18 protein-coding genes and 1 pseudogene are annotated in these 22,738 nt (G+C 43.9%); 13 read left to right on the top strand and 6 right to left on the bottom strand.

Annotation, left to right across the window (positions count from 1 at the left end; all coding sequences use genetic code 11):
* Nucleotides 1-13 precede the first annotated feature (13 nt).
* The 4 genes from ADS79_RS01415 to ADS79_RS01400 form a co-directional block, all read right to left on the bottom strand.
* Nucleotides 14-1,180, bottom strand: coding sequence for a restriction endonuclease subunit S (locus ADS79_RS01415; protein ID WP_049736628.1), 1,167 nt, complete (start codon nt 1,178-1,180; stop codon nt 14-16).
* Nucleotides 1,173-2,681, bottom strand: a complete 1,509-nt coding sequence (locus ADS79_RS01410) for a type I restriction-modification system subunit M (RefSeq protein ID WP_049736627.1) — start codon at nt 2,679-2,681, stop codon at nt 1,173-1,175. The genes ADS79_RS01415 and ADS79_RS01410 overlap by 8 nt, the downstream gene beginning before the upstream one ends.
* On the bottom strand, nt 2,671-5,094 hold the full coding sequence (locus ADS79_RS01405) for an N-6 DNA methylase (protein ID WP_049736626.1): 2,424 nt from the start codon (nt 5,092-5,094) through the stop codon (nt 2,671-2,673). The genes ADS79_RS01410 and ADS79_RS01405 overlap by 11 nt, the downstream gene beginning before the upstream one ends.
* A gap of 105 nt (nt 5,095-5,199) precedes the next feature.
* A complete protein-coding gene (locus ADS79_RS01400; protein ID WP_049736625.1) occupies nt 5,200-6,822 on the bottom strand; it encodes a restriction endonuclease subunit S in 1,623 nt (540 codons plus the stop codon).
* A gap of 522 nt (nt 6,823-7,344) precedes the next feature.
* On the opposite strand from ADS79_RS01400, the gene ADS79_RS01395 reads away from it, so the two are divergent.
* The 13 genes and pseudogenes from ADS79_RS01395 to ADS79_RS01335 all read left to right on the top strand — a co-directional run bounded on the left by ADS79_RS01395 (nt 7,345) and on the right by ADS79_RS01335 (nt 19,705).
* Entirely contained in the window at nt 7,345-7,881 is a 537-nt protein-coding gene (locus ADS79_RS01395; protein WP_049736624.1) for a hypothetical protein, read from the top strand.
* A gap of 147 nt (nt 7,882-8,028) precedes the next feature.
* Complete coding sequence (locus ADS79_RS01390) at nt 8,029-8,211, top strand: hypothetical protein (RefSeq protein ID WP_049736623.1); 183 nt, start codon at nt 8,029-8,031, stop codon at nt 8,209-8,211.
* Nucleotides 8,204-8,527, top strand: a complete 324-nt coding sequence (locus ADS79_RS01385; protein WP_201783394.1) for a DNA ligase — start codon at nt 8,204-8,206, stop codon at nt 8,525-8,527. The genes ADS79_RS01390 and ADS79_RS01385 overlap by 8 nt, the downstream gene beginning before the upstream one ends.
* Nucleotides 8,520-9,641, top strand: coding sequence for a DUF2800 domain-containing protein (locus ADS79_RS01380; RefSeq protein WP_049736621.1), 1,122 nt, complete (start codon nt 8,520-8,522; stop codon nt 9,639-9,641). Before ADS79_RS01385 ends, ADS79_RS01380 begins: the two co-directional genes overlap by 8 nt.
* A 13-nt stretch (nt 9,642-9,654) precedes the next feature.
* Entirely contained in the window at nt 9,655-10,233 is a 579-nt protein-coding gene (locus ADS79_RS01375; RefSeq protein WP_049736620.1) for a DUF2815 family protein, read from the top strand.
* A pseudogene (locus tag ADS79_RS01370) lies at nt 10,230-12,172 on the top strand (DNA polymerase). The gene ADS79_RS01375 and the pseudogene ADS79_RS01370 overlap by 4 nt, the downstream one beginning before the upstream one ends.
* A gap of 84 nt (nt 12,173-12,256) precedes the next feature.
* On the top strand, nt 12,257-13,039 hold the full coding sequence (locus tag ADS79_RS01365; RefSeq protein ID WP_049736619.1) for a phage antirepressor: 783 nt from the start codon (nt 12,257-12,259) through the stop codon (nt 13,037-13,039).
* The gene (locus ADS79_RS35905; protein WP_049736618.1) at nt 13,026-13,223 is read left to right on the top strand and encodes a hypothetical protein; all 198 of its coding nucleotides are present in this window, start codon (nt 13,026-13,028) and stop codon (nt 13,221-13,223) included. Before ADS79_RS01365 ends, ADS79_RS35905 begins: the two co-directional genes overlap by 14 nt.
* Complete coding sequence (locus tag ADS79_RS01355) at nt 13,220-15,583, top strand: virulence-associated E family protein (protein ID WP_049736617.1); 2,364 nt, start codon at nt 13,220-13,222, stop codon at nt 15,581-15,583. Before ADS79_RS35905 ends, ADS79_RS01355 begins: the two co-directional genes overlap by 4 nt.
* 282 nt (nt 15,584-15,865) lie before the next feature.
* On the top strand, nt 15,866-16,087 hold the full coding sequence (locus ADS79_RS01350) for an SHOCT domain-containing protein (RefSeq protein ID WP_049736616.1): 222 nt from the start codon (nt 15,866-15,868) through the stop codon (nt 16,085-16,087).
* Nucleotides 16,088-16,137: 50 nt separating this feature from the next.
* Complete coding sequence (locus ADS79_RS01345) at nt 16,138-17,700, top strand: recombinase family protein (protein WP_049736615.1); 1,563 nt, start codon at nt 16,138-16,140, stop codon at nt 17,698-17,700.
* Complete coding sequence (locus ADS79_RS01340) at nt 17,701-18,138, top strand: serine integrase family protein (RefSeq protein ID WP_049736614.1); 438 nt, start codon at nt 17,701-17,703, stop codon at nt 18,136-18,138. It abuts the gene before it with no gap.
* 1 nt (nt 18,139) lies between these two features.
* Nucleotides 18,140-19,705, top strand: a complete 1,566-nt coding sequence (locus ADS79_RS01335) for a recombinase family protein (protein WP_049736613.1) — start codon at nt 18,140-18,142, stop codon at nt 19,703-19,705.
* 96 nt (nt 19,706-19,801) lie between these two features.
* On the opposite strand, the gene ADS79_RS35150 is transcribed toward ADS79_RS01335, so the two are convergent.
* Nucleotides 19,802-20,941 (bottom strand): macro domain-containing protein, encoded by a 1,140-nt coding sequence (locus ADS79_RS35150; RefSeq protein ID WP_049736612.1) that lies wholly within the window; start codon nt 20,939-20,941, stop codon nt 19,802-19,804.
* Nucleotides 20,941-22,290, bottom strand: a complete 1,350-nt coding sequence (darT, locus tag ADS79_RS01325; protein WP_049736611.1) for a type II toxin-antitoxin system toxin DNA ADP-ribosyl transferase DarT — start codon at nt 22,288-22,290, stop codon at nt 20,941-20,943. The genes ADS79_RS35150 and darT overlap by 1 nt, the downstream gene beginning before the upstream one ends.
* Nucleotides 22,291-22,738: the final 448 nt, after the last annotated feature.

The following is a 22,738-nucleotide window of genomic DNA, read 5'->3' as shown; positions in this document are numbered from 1 at the left end:
AACCTAAATTTAATTAGCCAAAGTTCTGCGACATTAGAGCTCTAATGGTTGTTTCGAGGTTATCAAGATTTTGTTCTAATACCAATTTTGATTTATCAGTCTGTAGGACAAAGTCAGCAAACTGTTTTTGTAGTTCAATAGGTGGAACAATTAAAGGTAATTTCTTTTGTGCAGTAATACCAATGTATGCTCTTGTTGTTCCACTTCCGGCAATCTTAAACATTTCTGTCTGAAAATAGTCGGAGTCGAAATATGCTTTAAGATATATGTTATTTAAACCTTTCAAAATACGGTAGTAGGTAACCTGCGGTGTCAGCATAATAAAATCAAATTTGTTGTCTACAATTGCCGTTCTTCCAATAGTCCCTTTGTGTGTAATTAGCACATCACCTGCCTTGGCAAAGCCTTTATCAAGAGAATTCGCTTGTGGTTCTGTTAAATAATTGCATGAATGGTAGTCAACTCTTCCATCGATCAAATTATTTGCCATAATAAAGGGCACACCCGATGAAACATAATCTGTTGCTCTAGGATGTTTTCCGCCATGGTTACCGTCCATCGGACGTTCAATAAAGTCTCGTTTTACCCACTCTTCAACTGGCGAAATCTCCCAATTAAACGGATTTTTATTGGGATCACCAAACATCTCGATAAATTGCGATTTGACAAGCTCATCAGTGAGATAAAGCAATTTCTTGTAAGCTTCTTTTGTGTCATTGGCAGCCCATAATAGCTCAGCAAGTTTTTCTTGCTCATACATATTAGGAAGTATAAATTCAAGTTCTTTAAGTGCACTCCAATTAATAGTAGGTGACAATGATCCAACTGAAATCCTAATAGCTGCATCAAAGAAATAATCCGAGCAAATGAAAAAAGGAAACAACTTTCGTGAGATTACTTTCTCATTGGGTCGTAGAATCATACCATGAGCAGAAAATAGTCCATCATGGGGTGCAATAGCCGCTCTTCTTAGATAGGCATTCCTTTTCCCAAAAAGAATATCCCCCTTTTGCATTAGGAGTTTATCGCCTTTTATTGGCACGTTGCTTCCCCATCTAGTAACAGAGAGACTGCCGCTATCTAAATGTTCTAGTCCGATATATGTTTTCATATCATCTGATGTTGGCTTTCTTTTTTGAGTTATATTAAATGCAATATCTTCAAATCGATATTTAGGCATTTTCATCACCACCATTCTCAAAAAGCATGTATTTCAAAGTTTCATAAGATTTTCTAAAAGCATCACTACTAGCAAGCCATCCATCTAGTGCCTCTTCCGCAGAATATAACGTCTCCTCATCTTCAACGCTGTTAGATCCACTAACATACAGCGGGATACTCAATTTACTGTCATATCCGATAATCTGTTCTACTGTGGCGATTGCTGAAAAACCATCTTGAACTTTAAATTCGGTGTAAGCTTGTGCTATCTTCTGTATATGGTCTTCTTCCAAATAACTCTCTGCATTTCTTCGAGTTACTTCATGTCTTGCATCAATAAATAATACCTGTCCTTTACGAGAATGTGCCTTTCTCGTTCGGCATATAATAATACATGCCTCCATTGGAGAATTGAAAAATAGATTTTTACCGATCCCAATTACACATTCGACCAAATCACTTCTTACAAGCTTTTCACGCATTTCTCTTTCTTCATCCCTAAACAAAACACCATGTGGGAATAAAATTGCACATCTACCCGTATTCGGATTAAGGCTCTTCAAAATATGTTGGAAAAACGCGTAGTCAGCCCTACCTTGCGGTGGTGTGCCGAGAAAATTCCGGCCATACTTATCAGCTGAAAATGCTTCTCTATCCCATTGTTTAATCGAATATGGTGGATTAGCTAACACTAAATCAAACTGCATTAACTCACCATGCTCCACAAAAGCAGGTTTTTTTAAAGTATCGTCATTTACTATTTGAAAGTCCTTTACACCATGTAAAAACAAATTCATCCTTCCAATCGCGGATGTAAGAGCATTGATCTCTTGCCCGTATGCTCTTACATTTCTCCATTCAAGTCCTTGTTGCTTCAAATAAGCAATGGCTGAAATAAGCATTCCTGCGCTACCACAGGTAGGATCGTAAATACTTTCGCCAGATTGGGGTTTTAGCATCTCTGTCATAAGATGAACGACGGTACGATTTGTATAAAACTCCTGTGCAGTGTGTCCACTATCATCAGCAAATTTCTTAATCAAATATTCATAGCCTTGTCCGAGTTCGTCCTCAGGACAATTTTTCATACTGAGCGTTTTTGAAGAGAAATGTTCAATAAGGTCTTTTAGTAATTTATCAGGTAATCTGTTTTTATTAGTCCAAGCACCATCTCCAAAAACACCTTGCAATTTTTCAGGATTTCCTTTTTCGATAGCTCGAAATGCATTTACAATTGCAACGCCCACATTTTCTGATACTGATCTGACATCATTCCAGTGAAAACCTTTCGGAACAATGAATCTATGATTTTCTTCCCACTCGAGTGCATCCTCATCCCCGTCATATTCCTCAAGGATTTCTGCACATTCTTCATCATATACATCGCATATTCTTTTGAAAAACATAAGTGGGAAAATGTATTGCTTATACGAACCTGCATCTATATGAGTCCTTAAGAGTACTGCTGAATTCCATAAGTATGATTTCAAATCATCAAGTGTGATTCTACTACTGCTCACTAATGTATCCTCCTTCAATCAATAAGGATTTCAAGTTTCCTTCTGCTTCAACAGCTTCATCTAATGCTGACAAAAATGCCTTCTTAACTTTCTGAGGACAAATCGTTTCTATAGGTGCTTTTTCAATATAACTATTCACAGAGAGAGTACACTCTTTTAATTTTATATCTTCAATTGACACTATTTTAGATTTTTCAATAACTGACTCGTAGTTTTTGAATAGATTGTAGACTTCTTCAACATCTTCTTCAGTCATTATATTTTGAGCTCTTTGTGCAGTATATATCTTTGATGCATCTATCAGGCAGACTTTCCCTTTATGTTCCTGCACTTTATTGTTGTTTAATATTAAAATACATGCCGATACCCCTGTACTGTAAAACAAGCCACTTACCAAAGTAATGACGCATTCTAACTTGTCAGATTCTATTAGTTGCTTACGTATTTCTCCCTCTCTGCCTCCGTGGAAAAGGACTCCCTGTGGAAGAACAACCGCACAACGTCCATTTTTTTTATCCATAGATTTCACCATATGCTGTAACCAAGCAAAATCCGCACTGGAATCAGAAGGGGTCCCCCATAAATTTCGACCGTAAATATCTGAGGCAAATTGATCTGCCCCCCAAGCTTTTAACGAGAACGGTGGATTCGCGATTACACAATCAAATGTTTGTAATTTTCCTCGATGTAGGAAAAGAGGTGATTTTAATGTATCCCCTTGTTTAACCTTAAAGTCCCTTGCTCCGTGTAAGAAGAGGTTCATTCTTGCAATGGAGGAAGTTGCTAAGTTCTTTTCTTGACCATAAATCCTACCATACGTACTCTTATCATCATGTACATTCCGAATTGCTTCGATCAACATACCACCTGTACCACAAGCAGGATCATAAACTGTCTCGCCTGGCTTCGGATCTAGGATTTTGACCATTAATTCTACAACTGATCTAGGGGTATAGAATTCACCTGCATTTTTCTTTGAAAGATCAGCAAATTTTTTAATTAAATATTCATAACTATCTCCCATCACATCAGATGAGTAGTTTTCATTGCCTACTTTGATTTCTGACATGTGTTCAATGAGATCCTTTAAGCGTTCATCTGACAGTTTGTTTTTATCAGTCCAGTTTGCATCGTCGAAGCTAGAAAAAACGCCATAGAGTGTGTCCGGATTGGCACGTTCAATGCCGTTCATAGCATTAATTATTGCAACTCCAACATTTTCGCTTACTTCACGAACGTCCTGCCAATGGCAGCCATCGGGAATGATGAAACGGTGGTTTTCAGGAAAACTGGCAAATTCTTCATCACCACCAGATTCTTCTAACGCGGCTTGTGTTTCCTCGTCATACACATCAGATAGTCGTTTGAAAAATAGAATTGGGGTTACATAGCTTTTATACTCATCCTGATTAATTGGACCGCGCAAAATATTGCAGGCTTCAAAAAGGTGAGAAAATAGCTTTTGACTTGTTGTTTCTTCAGGCTCTGAAGTACTGTTTTTTAGTGCTTCATCAGCAGCATCCATTGCTGTATGAATCATTTCTTCTCTTCCTCCCATTTTTATTTTGGCTCCGGCGAACTCTTCTTTTATGCTGACGCTCCCTGAAGACTGTATTTTTTCCATCTTTGCGGGATATATGTTTTCAAACTCAAGCAGTATCTTCAGGAGCCGCTCATCAAGAAATGTCAGTGCGTGCTTTCTAATATGTGTGGGCACCCCGTAGTAGGCTTCTGCCATACTTCCCGTAATAGCAGCCAACGTATCACTATCGCCACCAATAGAGACAGCGTTCCGGATTGCGTCTTCAAAATTGAATGACTCAAAGAATGCAACAAGAGCTTGCGGCACTGTTTCTTGGCATGTCTCATTAAGCTGGTATGTTTCCCGAATTCCATCAAGCGTGAAATTCATGGGGTAGTAGTGCTTATCAATGTAATCGCGTATTTCTAAGATATTTTTCCCGCTACGAGCCAGAAAGACTGCAACAGCAATAGCCTCCGCACCTTTTATCCCCTCAGGATGGTTATGTGTTACAGCTGTCACCTTGTGCGATAGTAATTTAGCTTCTTCAATGGAAGTAGCTACATAGCCACAGGCGCTAACTCTCATCGCTGCACCGTTTCCGAAACTGAAATAAGGCTCTGGCGAATCACTGTATATCCATTTATAGAACATACCTCCATACCCGCTACTCTGGTAGGATCTTCCAATAACTTGCATAGATTTAATGGCTTGATCACTTAAGTCACTAAAATCTCGTTTACAGATCATAAGTGCTTCACATATCGCTAATGACATCACCGAGTCATCAGAGAAAAAACACTTGTATGTTAAAAATTCAAAATCTTTCGAGCGATGATTATCCCATTCAAATCTGGAACCGACAATATCGCCAATGATAGCCCCGATCATGCAAATCCCCTCCCTGGTGCCGGGCCGATACTTTTAGTGAAGCCTCAGCATACATACAGACTTATAAATAGCTCTTCCGATACAACACGGTTATTTGTCAACACTTTATTGTTTCACATTCATAATAGTTTTTTGAAGACGCTCCATAACTTCATTCCATCTATCCTCAGCAAGACGAATGCTGTCTACATATTTGGAACGTTCTTGCTCATATTCTTCTGCGATCAACTTTTGTTCTTCAATCCTGAGCAACGGGATTTCAAGCGTTTTCAAGTCTTTATAACTAATATTAATGACGACTGTTCCTTGCTGCTTTCCTGCTAATACTTTGTTCCCCATCGGGCTATCCAAGAAAACTTTTAGGTAAGTCCCTAAAAGCAGTTTTTCATTCGGTCTTATTACAATAATGTTTGATGACGCGATACAAGGATACTTCTGCTCTTTAAAAATCGCTATTCTGATCGCTGTTCCACGTGCTGGTATTAATAAATCCCCATCTCTAAGTAAGTAATTTGCAACTTTACGCTCTTCTTCTTCGATGTGATCAAGACCCGCATAATCAATGTCATAATCATTAAGGTTCGATATATTTACGACTCCAATGCTACCATTAGCATCTTTTTTGTTGATCGTCTTTCCGCGAAATACTTCAGCAACATTACCTAATTCTTCTTTTTTAATACTTGAGTGCAGATAACGCTGCCAATCTTCATCCACCATCCCAAAGATATGATCAACATTCCAGTACCCCATTTCGATCAACTCTTCCAGCATGACAAATGTATCATCAATGAGAACCAGTTCATTAATTCCATTTCTTTTGATGTTGCTAGTAGCAGCATCATACCTCTTAATCATTACATCTTCTGTTCGACCAGTTGTGATCGTAAACATATACGTCCTAATAGCGGTAGATGCAAATATGCCAGTTGGCAGCTCGGCTATCTCCTCCAATTTATACATACCTTGTATAAATTCCCTTAAGTCTTTAATCGAGCCCGCTGCAAAAGTTATTCGAGCTGGAAGGACAATTACCAATACACCCGAGCTATTCAAGTGTAAGAGTAAATTTTCTACAGCTATCATTTCATATTCCCTACAAATGAAATCTCCGTTATCTTCTCCGCGTTCTCTTGCCCCAAATATAGGTACCGCTAGAATTAAATCAAACTTCCTTGCTGAGAACTCGTAATCATAAATACTTGTCTGCTCGACAATTACATTGACATACTCCTTAAATATTTCGTCGAGAAGAGCTTTACTCACGCTATTCATGGTAGTTAGGAAGAATTCACATTCAGAATGTCGGCTTACTATTTCAGTAAGGTAAGGTGCAAATTTTTCAGCTTCAGGAATCAATACTGTCTTAGTTTTTGGATTAAAGTGTTTTTCAAATTCAGTAATCAGCACTTTCGGTATATAAAACATCTCTTTATGATCTGCAGATGCAAGAGCCATTTCCCAATCAATATATTCATCATCTATAGCCATAAAAGCACCAAAAAACACCTTTGAATCCGGGTATGGATTTTCCATTCCATAACTATTGGCTATTGAAAGCATTACCTCGAAAGCTTTCTGCTCAGAAGGTTTTTTTGAATTTGATGCAAACTCATCTTTTGTCTTTTTCAAAAGAAACAAAGCACCGGGCAGCTCTGACTGAGCGGTGTATCCCCTCAACGCATTATAACGACTCCAAATATGGTTCATATGCTTATCGTTACGCACCTTTTTAACCCCCTTTCAAATCAATTCACCGTTATTATCTTACATAAAATATAGCACCGCACACAAGTCGTGTCAATCGATATTTAGTTTTGGTATGTTGATACCAAAACTAAAAACGACGTTGTATTACTTTATGCGCCACAATCAAATAAATTTTGGGAAAGCATGAAGTGCGACTTCGCGTTTCTTTTCGAGCATTATCAAAGCCTTTACAAATAAACAGCATTTTGTTTATTTGCAAAGGCTCTTTTTTGTCCAAACATCATGAAGTCCGACTTCCTGTTGGGACAATTATGACTGAATTACTATTAATTCATAGATTGAAACCTTCACACGACAGCCACCTGCAGGGCAATCCGGTGTTGTGTGAACTAAAATCAAATATTTGCAATCGACCACCGGAAGTGAGGTTGCAATTCGAAATGGAGAAATCCTATTGAATTGCTACCAACCATCTGTGGTCTGGTTTGTAATATCAAAAAAGCTCTCCATTTCGGCTCAAACCGAAGGAGGGCTTCTTTAATGTCAATCAAAGAAAATCAGAGTCAACCAAAAAACAAGGATTTTTACAATGGTACATGGCACTTAACAATCGATGAACAGGTAATAGAAGTCACCAAAGAAGAATATCGCGCCTACAAACGCCCGGCGTGGGCGGAACGTAAGCGCAAAGAACGAGAAATGCGCTGTATAGATGAAAAAGGCAATCGTTGCATCAAAAGCTGTCGTGAATGCGACTTTGAACGTGCGGAAAAAGGACTCCCGCCACTAGAGCGGACAAGCAGTGTCCTTTCATTGGACAAATTCACTGAAGATGGCTTCGAAGTATCCGACGCAGTCAATATAGCTGAGCTCGTAGCGGACAAGCTACTACTCGAAGAACTGTTCGCGGCCCTGGAGGAATTGGACCCGGATAACCGCAGAATCATGTACCTCTTCAGTATTGGCAAATCCGAGCGAGACATCGCCCCTGATATTGGGCTTTCACAGAAAGCGATTAATAAGAGGAAAACGAAGTTGTTCGCCCAGCTGAGAGAGCGTCTGAAAGATTTTATATAAATTCGGTACTCAAATAGCCCTCTGATGTCCTGTGGATATCAGAGGGCAACGAAATAATAAATTTCAAAACACAGGTACTCAATCCCCCACCTTCTGTCCTGTGGATGGTGAGGGGAAAGAAACATCCCTCAGAACGGAGGCCCAAACATGCAAACACAGACAAAGCAAATTGAAGCTGAATGCCGTGACCGCGAGATGGATGCAGAACTAGCGGATGTCCTCACAGCGATCAGCGTGGTATCAAAACGGCTCCCTCGGAAGCTAACGTTGCTTTCACGGCAGGACGAACAAAATGCGGAAGAAGGAAAAACGGATGAGCAAGATGAGTGAACTATCCTATGCCATAACGGAACTGAAGCGTTGTGGGGAGGCGTTGATCGGCATATCGGAGTCTTTGAGCAGTTTGTTCAGCAGTCACGATGATCCCGAGGTTGCAGAGCAGCCAAACACTGATAACCACTTGCCGGAGGACAAGCCCGTCACCCTTGAGACCGTCAGGGCCGTTCTTGCAGAAAAGAGCCGCGCTGGTCATACAGACAAGGTCAGGGAACTACTTGAGAAACATGGTACCCCGAAGCTGTCGGAGATTGATCCTTCGGAATATCCGGCACTGCTTGCTGAAGCCGAGGTGCTGGGAAATGAGTAAGCACGCACTACTTTCAGCCTCTTCATCCCACAGGTGGTTGAATTGCCCGCCTTCCGCAAGGCTCTGCGAGAGATATGAGGATAAAGGCAGCGGATTCGCCGCAGAAGGAACAGATGCTCATACGCTCTGCGAATACAAGCTGAAGGTTGCGCTCGGTATCTGTGCCAATGACCCGATCTCCGATCTCACACACTACAACGCGGAGATGGAGGACTGTACCAACGGTTATGCCGACTACATCCTCGAACTGGTAGAAACTGCAAGACAAAGCTGCGGCGACCCTATCGTCCTAATCGAGCAGCGGCTCGACTTTTCCAAATATGCTGAAGGCGGCTTCGGTACCGGAGACTGTGTACTTATCGCAGATGGAACGCTCCATATCGTGGATTACAAGCACGGCCAGGGCGTTCTTGTGGAAGCCGAAGATAACCCGCAAATGATGCTGTATGCGCTGGGAGCCTTGGAAATCTTCGACGGCATCTACGACATCGATACGGTTTCTATGACAATCTACCAACCCCGGCGCGAAAATGTATCCACCCATACGGTGTTCAAAGAATCCCTATATCAATGGGCGGAGGAAGTGCTGAGGCCCGCAGCCGAACTCGCTTATGCAGGGGATGGGAATTTCAAGAGCAGTGACTGGTGCCGGTTCTGTAAAGCAAAGCACGAGTGCCGGGCCAGAGCCGAACACAACCTAGAACTCGCCCGACATGACTTCAAGCTTCCCCCACTGCTGGAACACGATGAGATTGAAAGCATCCTCGGCAAAATCGATAGCCTGATCTCTTGGGCATCGGACATCAAAGAATATGCCCTGCAGGCTGCCATCGGCGGTAAGCAGTGGGACGGGTGGAAACTGGTCGAAGGCCGCTCCAATCGCAGGTATATAGATGAAGCAACAGTGGTTGAAGCAGTCACCGATGCGGGATTTGACCCGTACGAACGTAAGCTTCTCGGCATCACCGCCATGAGTAATCTGCTTGGTAAAAAACGCTTTGAAGAAGTCCTTGGTGGCTTCATTGAAAAACCACAAGGCAAACCGACGTTAGTGTTGGATAGCGATAAACGGCCTGCCATTCAAACTGCACAACAAGATTTCTATGAAAATTAAGGAGGAACATCCCATGTCCAATAACGCAAACAAAGTTAGTAGCAATCCTTTGAAAGTCATCACCGGCCCTGATACTCGTTGGTCTTATGCCAATGTCTGGGAAGCGAAATCCATCAACGGTGGCGCTCCAAAATTCTCGGTATCGCTCATCATCCCCAAGTCGGATGCCCTTACCGTGGCAAAAATCAAGAATGCCATTGAAGCCGCCTATCGCGAAGGAGAAGCGAAACTGAAAGGCAATGGCAAAACGACTCCGCCTCTATCCGTCATCAAGACACCGCTCCGTGACGGTGATACCGAACGCCCCGACGATCCGGCTTATGCAGGTGCTTACTTCATCAACGCCAACTCTGCGACCGCGCCGGGCATTGTGGACGCTGATCGGCAACCCGTCCTTAATCGCTCCGAGATATATAGTGGGGTCTATGGACGCGCCAGCATCAACTTCTACGCCTTCAACAGCAACGGAAACAAGGGTATCGCCTGCGGACTGAACAATCTGCAGAAGATCCGTGACGGCGAACCACTTGGCGGTAAGGCCAGAGCGGAAGACGATTTTGCTACCGAAATCGACGAGGACTTCCTCGCGTGAGGACGGTCAGCATCGACATTGAAACATACAGCAGTGTAGACCTCGCCAAAAGCGGGGTCTATCGCTATGTCGAGTCTCCAGATTTTGAAATCCTTCTCTTCGGTTATTCCGTTGATGGCAAAGAGGTTCAGGTGGTCGACCTCGCCGGTGGTGACGAGCTGCCGGACGAAATACGCTTAGCCCTTACTGACCCTGCTGTGATGAAGTGGGCATTCAATGCCCAGTTTGAACGAATCTGCTTATCGAAGTGGTTGAGATTCCCCTCAGGACAATACCTTGACCCACAGTCATGGCGCTGCACCATGATCTGGTCGGCATATATGGGTCTGCCCCTCTCCCTTGAAGGGACAGGTGCTGTCCTTGGTTTAGAAAAGCAGAAGCTAACAGAAGGTAAACACCTCATCCGCTATTTTTGTATGCCATGCAAGTCAACGGCCGTCAACGACCAGCGAACGCGCAACCTGCCAATTCACGCCCCGGACAAATGGTCGGAATTCAAAGCATACAACTGCCGTGATGTTGAAACTGAAATCTCCATTCAAGCAAAACTGGAAAAGTTTCCAATGCCGGATAGCGTTTGGACGGAATATTGCATGGATCAGGAGATAAACGACCGTGGTGTGGCGTTGGATATGGATCTCGTGCACCACGCTATTGAAGCGGATGAGCGCTCACGATCTGAATTAACCGTCCAGTTGCGCCTGCTTACAGAATTGGAGAACCCCAACTCTGTAGTTCAGATGAAACAGTGGCTGTCCGACAACGGCCTCGAAACCGACACGCTTGGCAAGAAAACTGTAGTAGAACTCCTAAAGACCGCTTCAGAACCGCTCTGCAAGGTACTAGAACTCCGACAATCATTAGCAAAATCATCGGTCAAGAAGTATACCGCTATGGAAAACGTAATTTGTGCCGATGGACGCGCTCGTGGGATGTTCCAGTTTTACGGCGCAAATCGAACAGGCAGATGGGCCGGCAGATTAATTCAATTACAAAACCTCCCCCAAAACCACATACCCGATCTGGAACAAGCGCGAAGCCTGGTACGCTCCGGCAACTACGCAGCATTAGAAATGCTCTACAACCGTGTGCCGGAGGTACTATCAGAACTAATCCGTACAGCTTTCGTCCCTAAGGATGGCTGCAAGTTTATTGTAGCGGACTTCTCGGCGATTGAAGCGCGGGTCATCGCATGGCTTTCAGGCGAACACTGGCGTAATGATGTGTTCGCCACACACGGCAAAATCTATGAGGCATCAGCAAGCCAGATGTTCGACGTTCCAATCGAGGAAATAACGAAAGGCTCTCCCCTGCGGCAAAAAGGCAAAATCGCCGAACTAGCTCTCGGGTACGGCGGGTCGGTCGGAGCGTTGAAAGCAATGGGCGCACTGGAAATGGGCCTTGTTGATGACACGAACTCCAACCTCTTGTCACTGCCTGGCGTGCATCCAACCCAAATATCGTCAGATTATGGTGGGATGTTGACCGCGCTGCAATGACAGCAGTCAAAGAGCGAACCACTGCAGAAACACACGGCATCCGCTTTTCTTATCAGAGCGGAATGCTCTTCATTTCACTCCCCTCCGGCAGACGGCTCGCCTATGTGAAGCCGCGTGTCGGCGAGAATCGATTTGGCTTGGACTGTATTACCTACGAAGGCATTAGCAGCACGAAAAAATGGGAGCGAATCGAAAGCTACGGACCCAAGTTTGTAGAGAACATCGTGCAGGCTATGAGTCGCGACATTCTCTGCTATGCCATGCAAAATCTCCGGGACTGCTCCATAGTGATGCACATCCATGATGAAATTGTGATTGAGGCTGATCGCCAAATGTCCATCGAGGCTTTATGCAAGCAAATGGAGCAATCTCCGCCCTGGGCAAAAGGGCTTCTACTCAGAGCCGATGGATATGAAACAGATTTTTATCGAAAAGATTAATCTCTTGGTACTCAAAATCATACTGCCTGTCCTGTGGATGGTGAAGGGATAACTCCCTACCATCCATTTTTCAGGAGGTTCAATATGAACAACGAATTGCAAGCATTCTCTTATGAAGGAAACGAAATCAGGACGGTACAGAAAAACGGTGAGCCATGGTGGGTGCTGAAGGATGTATGTGCGGCTCTGGAATTAACCGACACAAACAAGGTAGCGGAGCGTTTGGATTCCGATGAGCTGACACGATCCAAACTCGTGTCAGGTGGTCAGGCCCGCGAAATGTATATTGTCAGCGAATCTGGTCTTTATAACGTCATCCTCCGTTCCGAAAAACCCGAAGCGAAGAAATTCAAGCGTTGGGTAACTCACGAGGTGCTGCCGACCATTCGCAAACACGGCGCATACATCACTTATAGCAAACTGGAAGAAATCATAAACGACCCCGATGCTTGGATCAAGATGCTGACTACTCTCAAGGAAGAACGCACCGCCAAAGAACGCCTCGAGTTGGAAGCTACCCAGAACAAACCGAAGGTTGTGTTTGCCGATGCGGTTTCGGTATCGGAAGGCACCATTCTAATTGGGGAATTGGCAAAAATCCTTAAAGGAAACGGCATTGATATCGGTCAGAATCGCCTTTTCGAGCGGCTGCGTCAAGATGGTTACCTCATTAAGCGCAAAGGTACGGATTATAACGCGCCAACGCAAAGAGCCATGGAACTCGGTTTATTCAAAGTAAAGGAAACCGCCATCACCCACTGGGACGGTCATGTGACTATCAGCAAAACGACCAAAGTCACGGGAAAAGGCCAGCAATATTTTATTAACCAGTTCCTTGGGGAGCGTCGCGACCATGGACAAATATAACAGCAAGGGTTACCCCGACCCAACAGCCGCCGAAGCACTGATCAACGTGGCGAGAGAGGAAAAGGCCACAAAAGCCTTCAAATTTACGCCATTTAGCTGCAAGCTTTCGGGAATCGATAGATCAAACCGCAAGGGCTATCCTGCTGAACGCTTAAATACCAAATGTAAGGGGCGCACAGAATGAAGATCGCTTACGGCAATAGCCGGATGGATAAGAAGTGGAAAAATGGCGATATATCCTGGAAAGACTTCTGCAATCGGGTCAGCGTCACGATGCGCACCACTGAAACGGTTGAGGAATATCGCAAAATGTCCAAAGATCAACAAGCATCTGTTAAGGATGTGGGCGGCTACGTTGCGGGGCATCTCCGCGGCGGCCGCCGCAAAAAAGGATATGTACTCTGCCGCTCCATGATTCTGCTTGATTTGGACTACGGTACGCCTGGCATTTGGGAAGATACTCTCATGGATCTTCCCTATCGCTGTTGTGCATATTCGACGCACAAGCACACACCGGAACAACCCCGAATCCGGCTTATCATCCCCCTATCTCGCGAGGTTAGCGAAGCCGAATACGCTGCAGTCTCGAGAATGGTCGCGAAGGAAATTGGCATCGATCTATTTGACGACAGTACCTACGAAGCCCACCGCTTAATGTACTGGCCTTCTACTTCCAGGAACGGCGAATTTCTATATAAGGACAAGGATGGAGCTGAGCTCAACCCAGACGATTATCTTGCCAAATACGATGATTGGCAGGATGAATCCACTTGGCCAGTGTCATCCCGGCAGTCGGAAGTCGTGCAACACTCCTTAGCAGAGCAGACTGATCCGCTTTCCAAGCCTGGGATTGTCGGGGCCTTCTGCCGCACCTACACCATCTCCGATGCCATTTCTACTTTCTTATCTAACGTGTATGAGCCTTCGACTATGGCAGGACGTTTCGATTATATCCCTGCCGATAGCGCGGCCGGGGTCGTAGTTTACGATGAAAAGTTCATATACTCCCATCAGGCCACCGATCCTGTATGCGGGAGATTGTTAAATGCTTTTGATTTGGTGCGGTTGCACAGATATCGGGAACTGGACGACAAGTTTCCGGAAGATACTCCGATTACCAAACTTCCATCTTGCAAGGCGATGACGGAATTCGCTTCAAGTGATGAGCAGGTCAAACTCCTTCTGGTGCAGGAGCGACAGTCACGAGCATCGGATGATTTTACCGAGGAAGCTAGCGATACGGATTGGCAAAAGAAGCTCGAGTACGAATCACGGTCAACCGTACTGAAAAACAACCTGCACAATATCACGCTCATCTTGCAGCATGATCCCAACTTAAAAGCGCTGGTGTACAATCAGCAGCTCGACGGCATGGAGATTAAAGGCCATGTCCCTTGGAGTCACCCTTCAAAATATTGGCGAGATGCCGACGATGCCCAGCTCATCAGCTATGTTGATTCCCATTACGGTACCTTCTCTCAGCGAAACTACCAGATTGCCGTGGCTAAGGTGACCGATGATCGTTCCTACCATCCCATCCGTGAATTTCTGGCGGATCTACCGGAATGGGACAACGTATCGAGGCTAGACACGCTTTTGATCGATTATCTCGGTGCGGAGGATAACGCATATGTCCGTGCAGTTACAAGAAAGACAATCTGTGCCGCTATCTGCCGCGTGCTCTACCCTGGATGCAAGTTCGACTCCATGCTCGTGCTGAACGGCCCCCAAGGTGTAGGTAAAAGCACCCTCATCTCCAAGCTTGCGGGGGAATGGTTCTCGGACAGCTTGAACCTGGGCGATACGAAGGATAAGACCGCGGCAGAAAAACTGCAAGGATACTGGATTCTGGAGATTGGCGAGCTTGCCGGGCTGCGCAAAGCCGAAGTAGAAACGTTGCGGTCCTTCCTCTCACGACAAAATGACATTTACCGCGCGGCATTTGGCAAACGGGCAACACCGCACCTGCGTCAGTGCATCTTCTTCGGCACAACAAAAGCGGAATCCGGCTATTTGCGCGATACGACGGGCAACCGCCGCTTCTGGCCGGTGAAAACACCCGGCGGCGGCAGCAAACATTCATGGGATCTTACTTTTGAAGATATCCAGCAGATATGGGCGGAGGCCCTTGTATACATCAATGCCGGTGAAATGCTATATCTCGATGCATCCATAGGGCTACTTGCAAAAGCGGAGCAACGTGAAGCTTTAGAGTCGGATGAAAGTGAAGGTCTTATTCGTGAGTTCCTCGACACCCTTTTACCAGACGATTGGGAGAAGATGGACTTATTTGAACGCAGAAGCTTCTTAAGCGGTACAGAGCTGTCCGGCATCGGACGTCAAGGTGTCGTGACACGTCCTAACGTCTGCAACATGGAGATCTGGTGTGAATGTTTCGGAAAAGAACGAGCCAATCTGAAACGCACCGATTCGAATGAGCTAACCGCCATTTTGATAAAACTCGGCTGGGATCGCCTGCCCAACAAGGTCAGAACAACACTATACGGCCCGCAATATGTGTTCGTTCCTAGAGGCTGTTCCTAGCGTATTTCCAGGAATCGATCTTCCCTAAGAACAGTACCTGGGAGAAATAATGGTTCCCACTTTGAGAGTAACGAACATCTCCAGAAACAGTCCATCGGGCTCGCCGCTAGGCATGAAATACGGTTATGTTCCTATGTTCCTACTGTATCTATCAAAATGAAATATATAAAAAGAATAGACAGTAGGACGCAAAATACGCATATATGCGCGCGTAAGGGATTTTTGGGAATTGAGAACAGCCATGGTTGGCCTTGTAGACTCGGATGAAAGGATTGCTAATGGATGAAAGAAACAACGATCGAACACAAACTCGTCATTGCTGTAAAAAAGATGGGCGGCATTGAGCAATTGCAGCGCGAGTACGATTATCTTCTGGCCCAGCAAATCGTAAAATCTATGTTGAGTAACGGCTTGATAACTGAAGATGAATGGAACAAGATCACCGCATTAAACCGAAAAAAATTCTCTCCAGCATTAGCGCAAATCATGCCAAGAAACCGTTGATAATACCCCGCTTCAGAGGTAATATGTGACACTAACAAGGAGGTGAGAACTTGAAAAAGGTCACGAAAATCGCCCAAAATACAGCGGAAATAACTGAACGGCCCAAACTTCGTGTTGCGGCATACTGCCGGGTCTCGACAGACAGTGATGAACAGCGAGTCAGTCTTGAAACGCAGATAAAGCACTATGAATCCTACATTGGGGCCAATCCGGAATGGGAGTTTGCTGGGCTTTACTATGATGAAGGCATCACGGGTACGAAAAAGGAAAAACGACCTGAGTTGCTTCGGATGATCGCCGACTGCGAACAGAAGAAGATCGACTTCATCGTAACGAAGTCCATCAGTCGGTTTGCACGTAACACCACCGACTGTCTGGAACTGGTCCGGAAGCTAATCAGACTTGGCACCTTCATTTATTTTGAGAAAGAGAACATCAACACCGGATCTATGGATAGTGAACTCATGCTGTCGATCCTAAGTGGACTGGCTGAAAGCGAGTCAGTCTCTATCGCCCAGAATAATAAGTGGGCCATTCAAAAACGATTTCAAAACGGTACCTACAAAATTGGGAGTTCACCCTACGGCTACGATGCCGTGGATGGTGAGTTAATCGTCAATCAGGCACAAGCGGAAATCGTGCGATTCATTTCTGCAGCAATTTTATCCGGCAAAGGCACTTGTTCAATTGCAAGTGAACTAAACCGGAGTGGATTGACCGGCAAGCATGGTGGCCGGTGGAAATCATCAACCATTCGCGGGATGATCAGAAACGAAAAATACACTGGCGATGCCATTTTTCAGAAGACCTATACGGATGAGCACTTCAACCGTCACCACAATAATGGTGAGAAAGATCAATACTTAATTAAAGAACATCATGAGCCGATTATTAGCCGTGAAGATTTTGAAGCCGCCCAGATCGCCATCGAACAGCGCGGTAAGGAGAAGAACGTAGAAAAACGCAGCAAAAAATACCAGAACCGCTACCCATTTTCGGGAAACATCATTTGCGGGCAATGCGGCGGCACCTTCAAACGAAGAATCCATTCCAGCGGCAAAAAGTATATCGCATGGTGCTGTTCCACTCATATCGCCAACATCGAGAAATGTGCCATGAAATACATCCTAGATTCCGATCTGGAATACGCTTTTATTGCCATGATGAACAAGCTGATCTTCGGACACAAACTGGTCCTGAAGCCCCTGCTTGCAAGCTTGCGCGGCATGAATAATCGCGACAGCCGGACAAGCATTAAAGAACTAGAGAAGAAGCTCAATGAAAACGCGGATCAACGGAAAGTCCTTGTCGGGCTGATGACCAAAGGCTACCTGGACCCTGCTGTATACAATAAAAGCAATAATGAACTGCTGCAGGAGGCTGAACGCCTGCAACGCCAGAAGGAATCCTTCGTCCGCTTCCTCAGCAGCGACAGCAGGTACCTAAACGAAGTCAGCGAACTCTTGCACTTTACATCAAAAGCAGCAATGCTCACCAGCTTCGACGGTGAACTCTACAGTCGATTTGTTGAGCGGATTAGAGTGATTTCCCGAACAGAAATCGGATTTGAGTTAAGATGCGGCCTTACGCTGAAAGAAAGGATGGTGAACTAAATGAGCCATGTACCACTTGGCTATCGGATCGAAAACGGAAAGGCCATAATCGATGAGAAATCCGCCGAACAGATAAAAACCCTTTTCCAGTCTTATCTCTCCGGCGACTCCCTGAGGACTGCCGCTCGAAAAGCCGGAATCGGATCTTTCCATGGCGGGGTCTGCAAGATACTACAGAATGCTCGATATCTCGGTGATGCGTATTACCCGGCGATCATCGACTCGGATACACTTGCGGCAGCCGAAGCAGAACGGATCAAACGGGCCACAAGGCTCGGTCGTATCCGTGAACCAGAAGAAAAAGCGGAGATCATTTTCCCCACCGCATTCCGCTTCTTAGAAAATCCGGAATGCGTAGACGAGCAGGCGGACTTACCGACCAGCCCATTCCAACAGGCGGAATACGTCTACAGCTTGATCGAAAGCGAGGTGAGTTAAGATGGCAGAAAAGAAAAACGTCACTCTGCTTCCGGCAAGAAAGCATGCCGGGATAGCCAAGGAAGATGCAGAAAAATCAAAGCTTCGGGTAGCCGCCTACTGCCGCGTTTCTACTGACAGCGACGAGCAAGCTACCAGTTACGAAGCCCAAATTGAGCACTACACCGCCCACATAAACGGCCATCCTGATTGGAAACTAGCCGGGATCTACGCCGACGATGGGATCTCCGGCACCAACACTAAGAAGCGCGAAGAATTCAATCGCATGATTGAAGCGTGCATGGCAGGCCAAATCGACATAGTGATAACCAAATCTATCAGCCGATTTGCTCGAAACACACTGGATTGCCTGAAGTACATCCGGCAGCTGAAGGACAAGAACATCCCGGTCTATTTTGAGAAAGAAAACATCAACACAATGGATTCCAAAGGCGAGGTCATGCTCACCATCATGGCTTCCCTTGCACAACAAGAAAGCCAATCTTTAAGTCAAAACGTGAAGCTGGGTCTACAATACCGTTACCAGCAAGGCGAGATTCAAGTGAACTGCAAATGGTTCCTGGGTTACACCAAGGATGAAAACAAGCATCTAGTGATTGTTCCGGAGGAAGCCGAAATTGTGAAGCGTATCTATAGGGAATACCTTGAGGGAGCCAGCATGCTGAAGATTGCGCGTGGATTAGAGGCAGACGGAATGCGAAACGGTGCAGGTAGGGAGAAATGGCATACCAGTAACATTAACAACATCCTGCGAAATGAGAAGTACATCGGGGATGCGCTTTTGCAGAAAACTTACACCACTGACTTCCTTACGAAAACGCGAGTCAAGAACAAAGGCCTTGTCCCGCAATACTACGTGGAAAACAGCCATGAGGCCATTATCCCGCGAGAAATTTTCATGCAGGTGCAAGAAGAGCTGGTGCGGCGGCGAGTTGTCCACACCAGCCCGAATGGGAAGAATAGAACTTTCAGCAGCAACCATTGCTTCGCTCAGATGATCATCTGCGGGGGCTGCGGTGAGGTATTCCGCAGGGTCCACTGGAATAACCGGGGGAAGAGATCCATCGTCTGGCGATGCATCAGCCGCTTGGAGAACACCGGATTATTCTGCGACGCCCGGACGGTGCTGGAAAGCGACATCGAGAAGGTAGTAATCACCGCCATCAACAATACACTGAGCAGGAAGGATACATTTCTCACCACCCTGCAGAACAACATCGCCACCGTCCTAAGCATCGAAGACAATAAAACCTTAAGCGACATTGACAACCGCCTTGCAGAGCTGCAAACACAGCTTCTGAAGCTGGCCAACGCCAAAGTCGACTACGAGGATGTTGCCGATGAGATTTACCGACTACGAGACCAGAAGCAAAAGGCGCAAGTCGAAAACGCAAGCCGGGATGAACATCGCAAACGAATCGCCGATATGAGCACATTCCTGCAGGAACAGTCCACCACCATCACCGAATACAACGAGCAGCTGATCAGGCGGCTGATTGAGAAGGTCACCGTCTACGAGGACAAGTTCGCAGTCGAATTCAAATCTGGCGTGACGGTGAATGCATAAGGATAACATAGGAAAAGAACAAGGCACTCTACGAATTTTGGCGTAGGGTCCTTGTCTTTATGTTTAAGAATAAAATCCTAACCCTGTAGATACGGTTTAAGATAGCGAATTTATCAATGGTAAAACATTAGGCTTTCCTGTATTTGAATTTATTCCAATTCTTTGTGCTGTTAACCTGTTGAAAAAGTCAATTTCGGAGTTCCAATAATTTACATAGAATACTTTGCTATCTGCCTCTTTAATATCATTCTCATAACGAATAAGACTATCAACTTCTAAATTGTTAATTAGCGTAACATCAGAAAGTTTGAGACGCAATCGCAAAGAATTAACGCTTTCATAGCTTTTCCACGTTTGTGTTGGGCTTGTTGTTGATAACACAGCAATATTTTCATAATCCCAATACGATTCTAAATCTTTACGAACTTTCAATTGTAAAATTCCATAAGGGATTGAAAATACGGCTTTAAAACCTTTTGAAAGTATTACTTTAGCCAGTTCTGTTTCATAGCTATTACTTAATCCAAGAATAAAAACAAAGTCACTAATAGGTAATTGATTTATAACCATAGTTAAAGCGTTTTTTTCTCTATCTGTTGATTTGAGATTTCCAACAATAGCAACACTCTTACTTTTTAAGAGCTCAATATTACCTTTATAATATATCTCAAGCGCCGATCGCCCGACTAATTTTGATGGGTAAAGTTTTTCATTGGGCAATAGTTTATGAATGCCTTGCTTTTTAAGCTCTGTATCATAGCCTGTCTGATGTGATGATTTTGTTGAACTACTGGGTTCAAAAACTAATATTTTTGTATTTAGCTCCCCTAAGTATTTTACAATCATTTCTTTTACTTTTTCCCAATCAAGACCTCCATGGCCACAACCAAGAGCTGGTAATGTAACCGTAGAGCTCCCTTTGTTTAAAAGGAATTGTCTTAACCACACTAAGCCTTTTTCAATATAATCATACTCAGACGGATTTTTCCAATGCACTTTCGTTGGAAAATTTATAATTGTAAATTGGGAGATTAAGTCAGGAACTTCCCACACATGAGGCTTGCCTGGTTTAACCTCATGTCGTTTACACGCATCAGAATAATCAATAAACATATCTGGATACCTAGTTTTAAACATTAAAGCAACTCCAGCTCCCATAACACCAACGCAATTCACGGTATTTACTCGAATGTCCGCATTATAATCGAACATATCACCTGATACAAATTCTATCATTATAAGGAAATCTCCTTCCTTATTCGTTTTACCCAACTATCAAGTTTATTTCCAACACTAAAAGCCCAAAAAGGATTAATAGCTGAAATATCAGCCAAAGATAACGCTATTAACATATCCAACTTATTATCTTTTAATTTTAGATTTAGAAGTTCCTTTTCACTTCTACCATTTCCAAGGATATCTCCTATCAAATCGTGATAGATGACTAGTAAACAAATTGTTTTAATTTCATATTTTGAGAGTGACGTGAATTCCTCGGACAAGATTCTTGTTATCATTGGAACAGAATCCGCAGGATGATCAGGATATGCAGCTTGAATCCCATCTTTCCACTTAGACTTGGGACCCTTACCGATATCGTGCAAATATGCAGATAACTTGACAATTTTTTTATCTTTATCAGAAAGGTTATTATAATATTCGTTCTCATCAAGATTTTCTACAACCTGCAGTGTATGATCACTAACAGTTTGCTTATGTACTTTATTATCAGTTTCTAATTTAAATATACCTTCCAGCTCTTTTATTACACAGAAATCATCTTGAATTTTATGTAATGCATCATCAATATCTTCGAAAGCACAGTTCTCATATTCTTCTTCTGACCTTTGATCCATTATAGTTTTAATAGCTTCTCTATACGAATTTTCAAGAAAGAGTGGCCCGGTAATCAATGTTTCATTTTCTCTATTTTTCATGAAATATTTCGTATAATAAAAGTGTTTCCCATTAAATGGTTCATACGAAACTTTTGGTTTTTCTAAACCGTTTTCTTTATATATTTTAAAAATTTCATCTCTACATATTTTATTAAAAACAATATAACTTTCAATCCAATCGATTGGAACTTTTCTGCAAACAAGTACCTCAGCCATGCGTGAATGTAATTCATCATCAGTACCTCTTTGCCATTTATTGCTGTCAATTAACCCCCAATTTAATTCATCCAAATCTTCAGGATCTTGATAAAAGTTAGGAGGTATTACTGTATTGGCTGAGGCATCAGTAAAGACTACGTTACTTTCTAATAATTTGTCTATAGATACTGCAATGAATACGACTAAAGGCTGATCGATATTCTTTCTGTTTAGCACTCCTAATAACATAGGGTTTCTAGCCGCGAAATAGAATGGTACATAATCATGAATTGTTCCAAAAGGTTCACATGGAACTTCCATTTGGCTTCTTCTTAATTGAATGCTCTCATTAGCCAAGTTCATATGGTCGATACCTTTAGCGCACTTTTCATTCGTTGATAAAAGACCATTTTTAACAATAGACTCGATGTTTTTAATGTGTGTAAAATGATAAAAGTACCTACCTCTGTATTTTTTTGGGATTTCCATAGAACAATCTCCCCTCAGAGTTTAACAAGAATATATAGTTGTACCGTTGCCAACATTTTGCCCTCTCACCTATAAAAACATATATTCTGTTCTGTCACCAGAGTAACAAATCTAACCTGCTCGCTCAATATAAAACTACACATTCCCGGATATGGCCCCACGGAACGATAAAAAGGATTTTCTTAAGCATCGGTTATACACCCAAGCCCCAAAGTCCCTTAACAACAAGCCATTTCCAATCATTATAAAGCACTCATCTTTTTACAACATCCAACCTGTACTCTTACAGCAAATCTCTAACTAGCATCCAATCTGCTCTCTTATGAGATCCCTACATCTAATCTACTTTTTCAACAAGCAATGACATCTAATCCGCTCTGTACGCCGATTTCCCCACTGGATGGACATGATCCCACAAGTAACAAAAAAAGGGATTTCAGAGTCCCCG

Source organism: Brevibacillus reuszeri (assembly GCF_001187725.1).
GTDB classification, from domain to species: Bacteria; Bacillota; Bacilli; order Brevibacillales; family Brevibacillaceae; genus Brevibacillus; species Brevibacillus reuszeri.
This window is presented reverse-complemented; position numbering and strand designations above follow the sequence as displayed.

Bases quoted from the DNA above. Each gene is read 5' to 3' on its own strand.
- ADS79_RS01415 (WP_049736628.1), bottom strand. From the start codon at position 1,180: ATGCCTAAATATCGATTTGAAGATATTGCATTTAATATAACTCAAAAA.
- ADS79_RS01405 (WP_049736626.1), bottom strand. From the start codon at position 5,094: ATGATCGGGGCTATCATTGGCGATATTGTCGGTTCCAGATTTGAATGG.
- ADS79_RS01395 (WP_049736624.1), top strand. From the start codon at position 7,345: ATGTCAATCAAAGAAAATCAGAGTCAACCAAAAAACAAGGATTTTTAC.
- ADS79_RS01390 (WP_049736623.1), top strand. From the start codon at position 8,029: ATGCAAACACAGACAAAGCAAATTGAAGCTGAATGCCGTGACCGCGAG.
- ADS79_RS01385 (WP_201783394.1), top strand. From the start codon at position 8,204: ATGAGTGAACTATCCTATGCCATAACGGAACTGAAGCGTTGTGGGGAG.
- ADS79_RS01380 (WP_049736621.1), top strand. From the start codon at position 8,520: ATGAGTAAGCACGCACTACTTTCAGCCTCTTCATCCCACAGGTGGTTG.
- ADS79_RS01375 (WP_049736620.1), top strand. From the start codon at position 9,655: ATGTCCAATAACGCAAACAAAGTTAGTAGCAATCCTTTGAAAGTCATC.
- ADS79_RS01365 (WP_049736619.1), top strand. From the start codon at position 12,257: ATGAACAACGAATTGCAAGCATTCTCTTATGAAGGAAACGAAATCAGG.
- ADS79_RS35905 (WP_049736618.1), top strand. From the start codon at position 13,026: ATGGACAAATATAACAGCAAGGGTTACCCCGACCCAACAGCCGCCGAA.
- ADS79_RS01355 (WP_049736617.1), top strand. From the start codon at position 13,220: ATGAAGATCGCTTACGGCAATAGCCGGATGGATAAGAAGTGGAAAAAT.
- ADS79_RS01350 (WP_049736616.1), top strand. From the start codon at position 15,866: ATGAAAGAAACAACGATCGAACACAAACTCGTCATTGCTGTAAAAAAG.
- ADS79_RS01340 (WP_049736614.1), top strand. From the start codon at position 17,701: ATGAGCCATGTACCACTTGGCTATCGGATCGAAAACGGAAAGGCCATA.
- ADS79_RS01335 (WP_049736613.1), top strand. From the start codon at position 18,140: ATGGCAGAAAAGAAAAACGTCACTCTGCTTCCGGCAAGAAAGCATGCC.
- ADS79_RS35150 (WP_049736612.1), bottom strand. From the start codon at position 20,941: ATGATAGAATTTGTATCAGGTGATATGTTCGATTATAATGCGGACATT.
- darT (WP_049736611.1), bottom strand. From the start codon at position 22,290: ATGGAAATCCCAAAAAAATACAGAGGTAGGTACTTTTATCATTTTACA.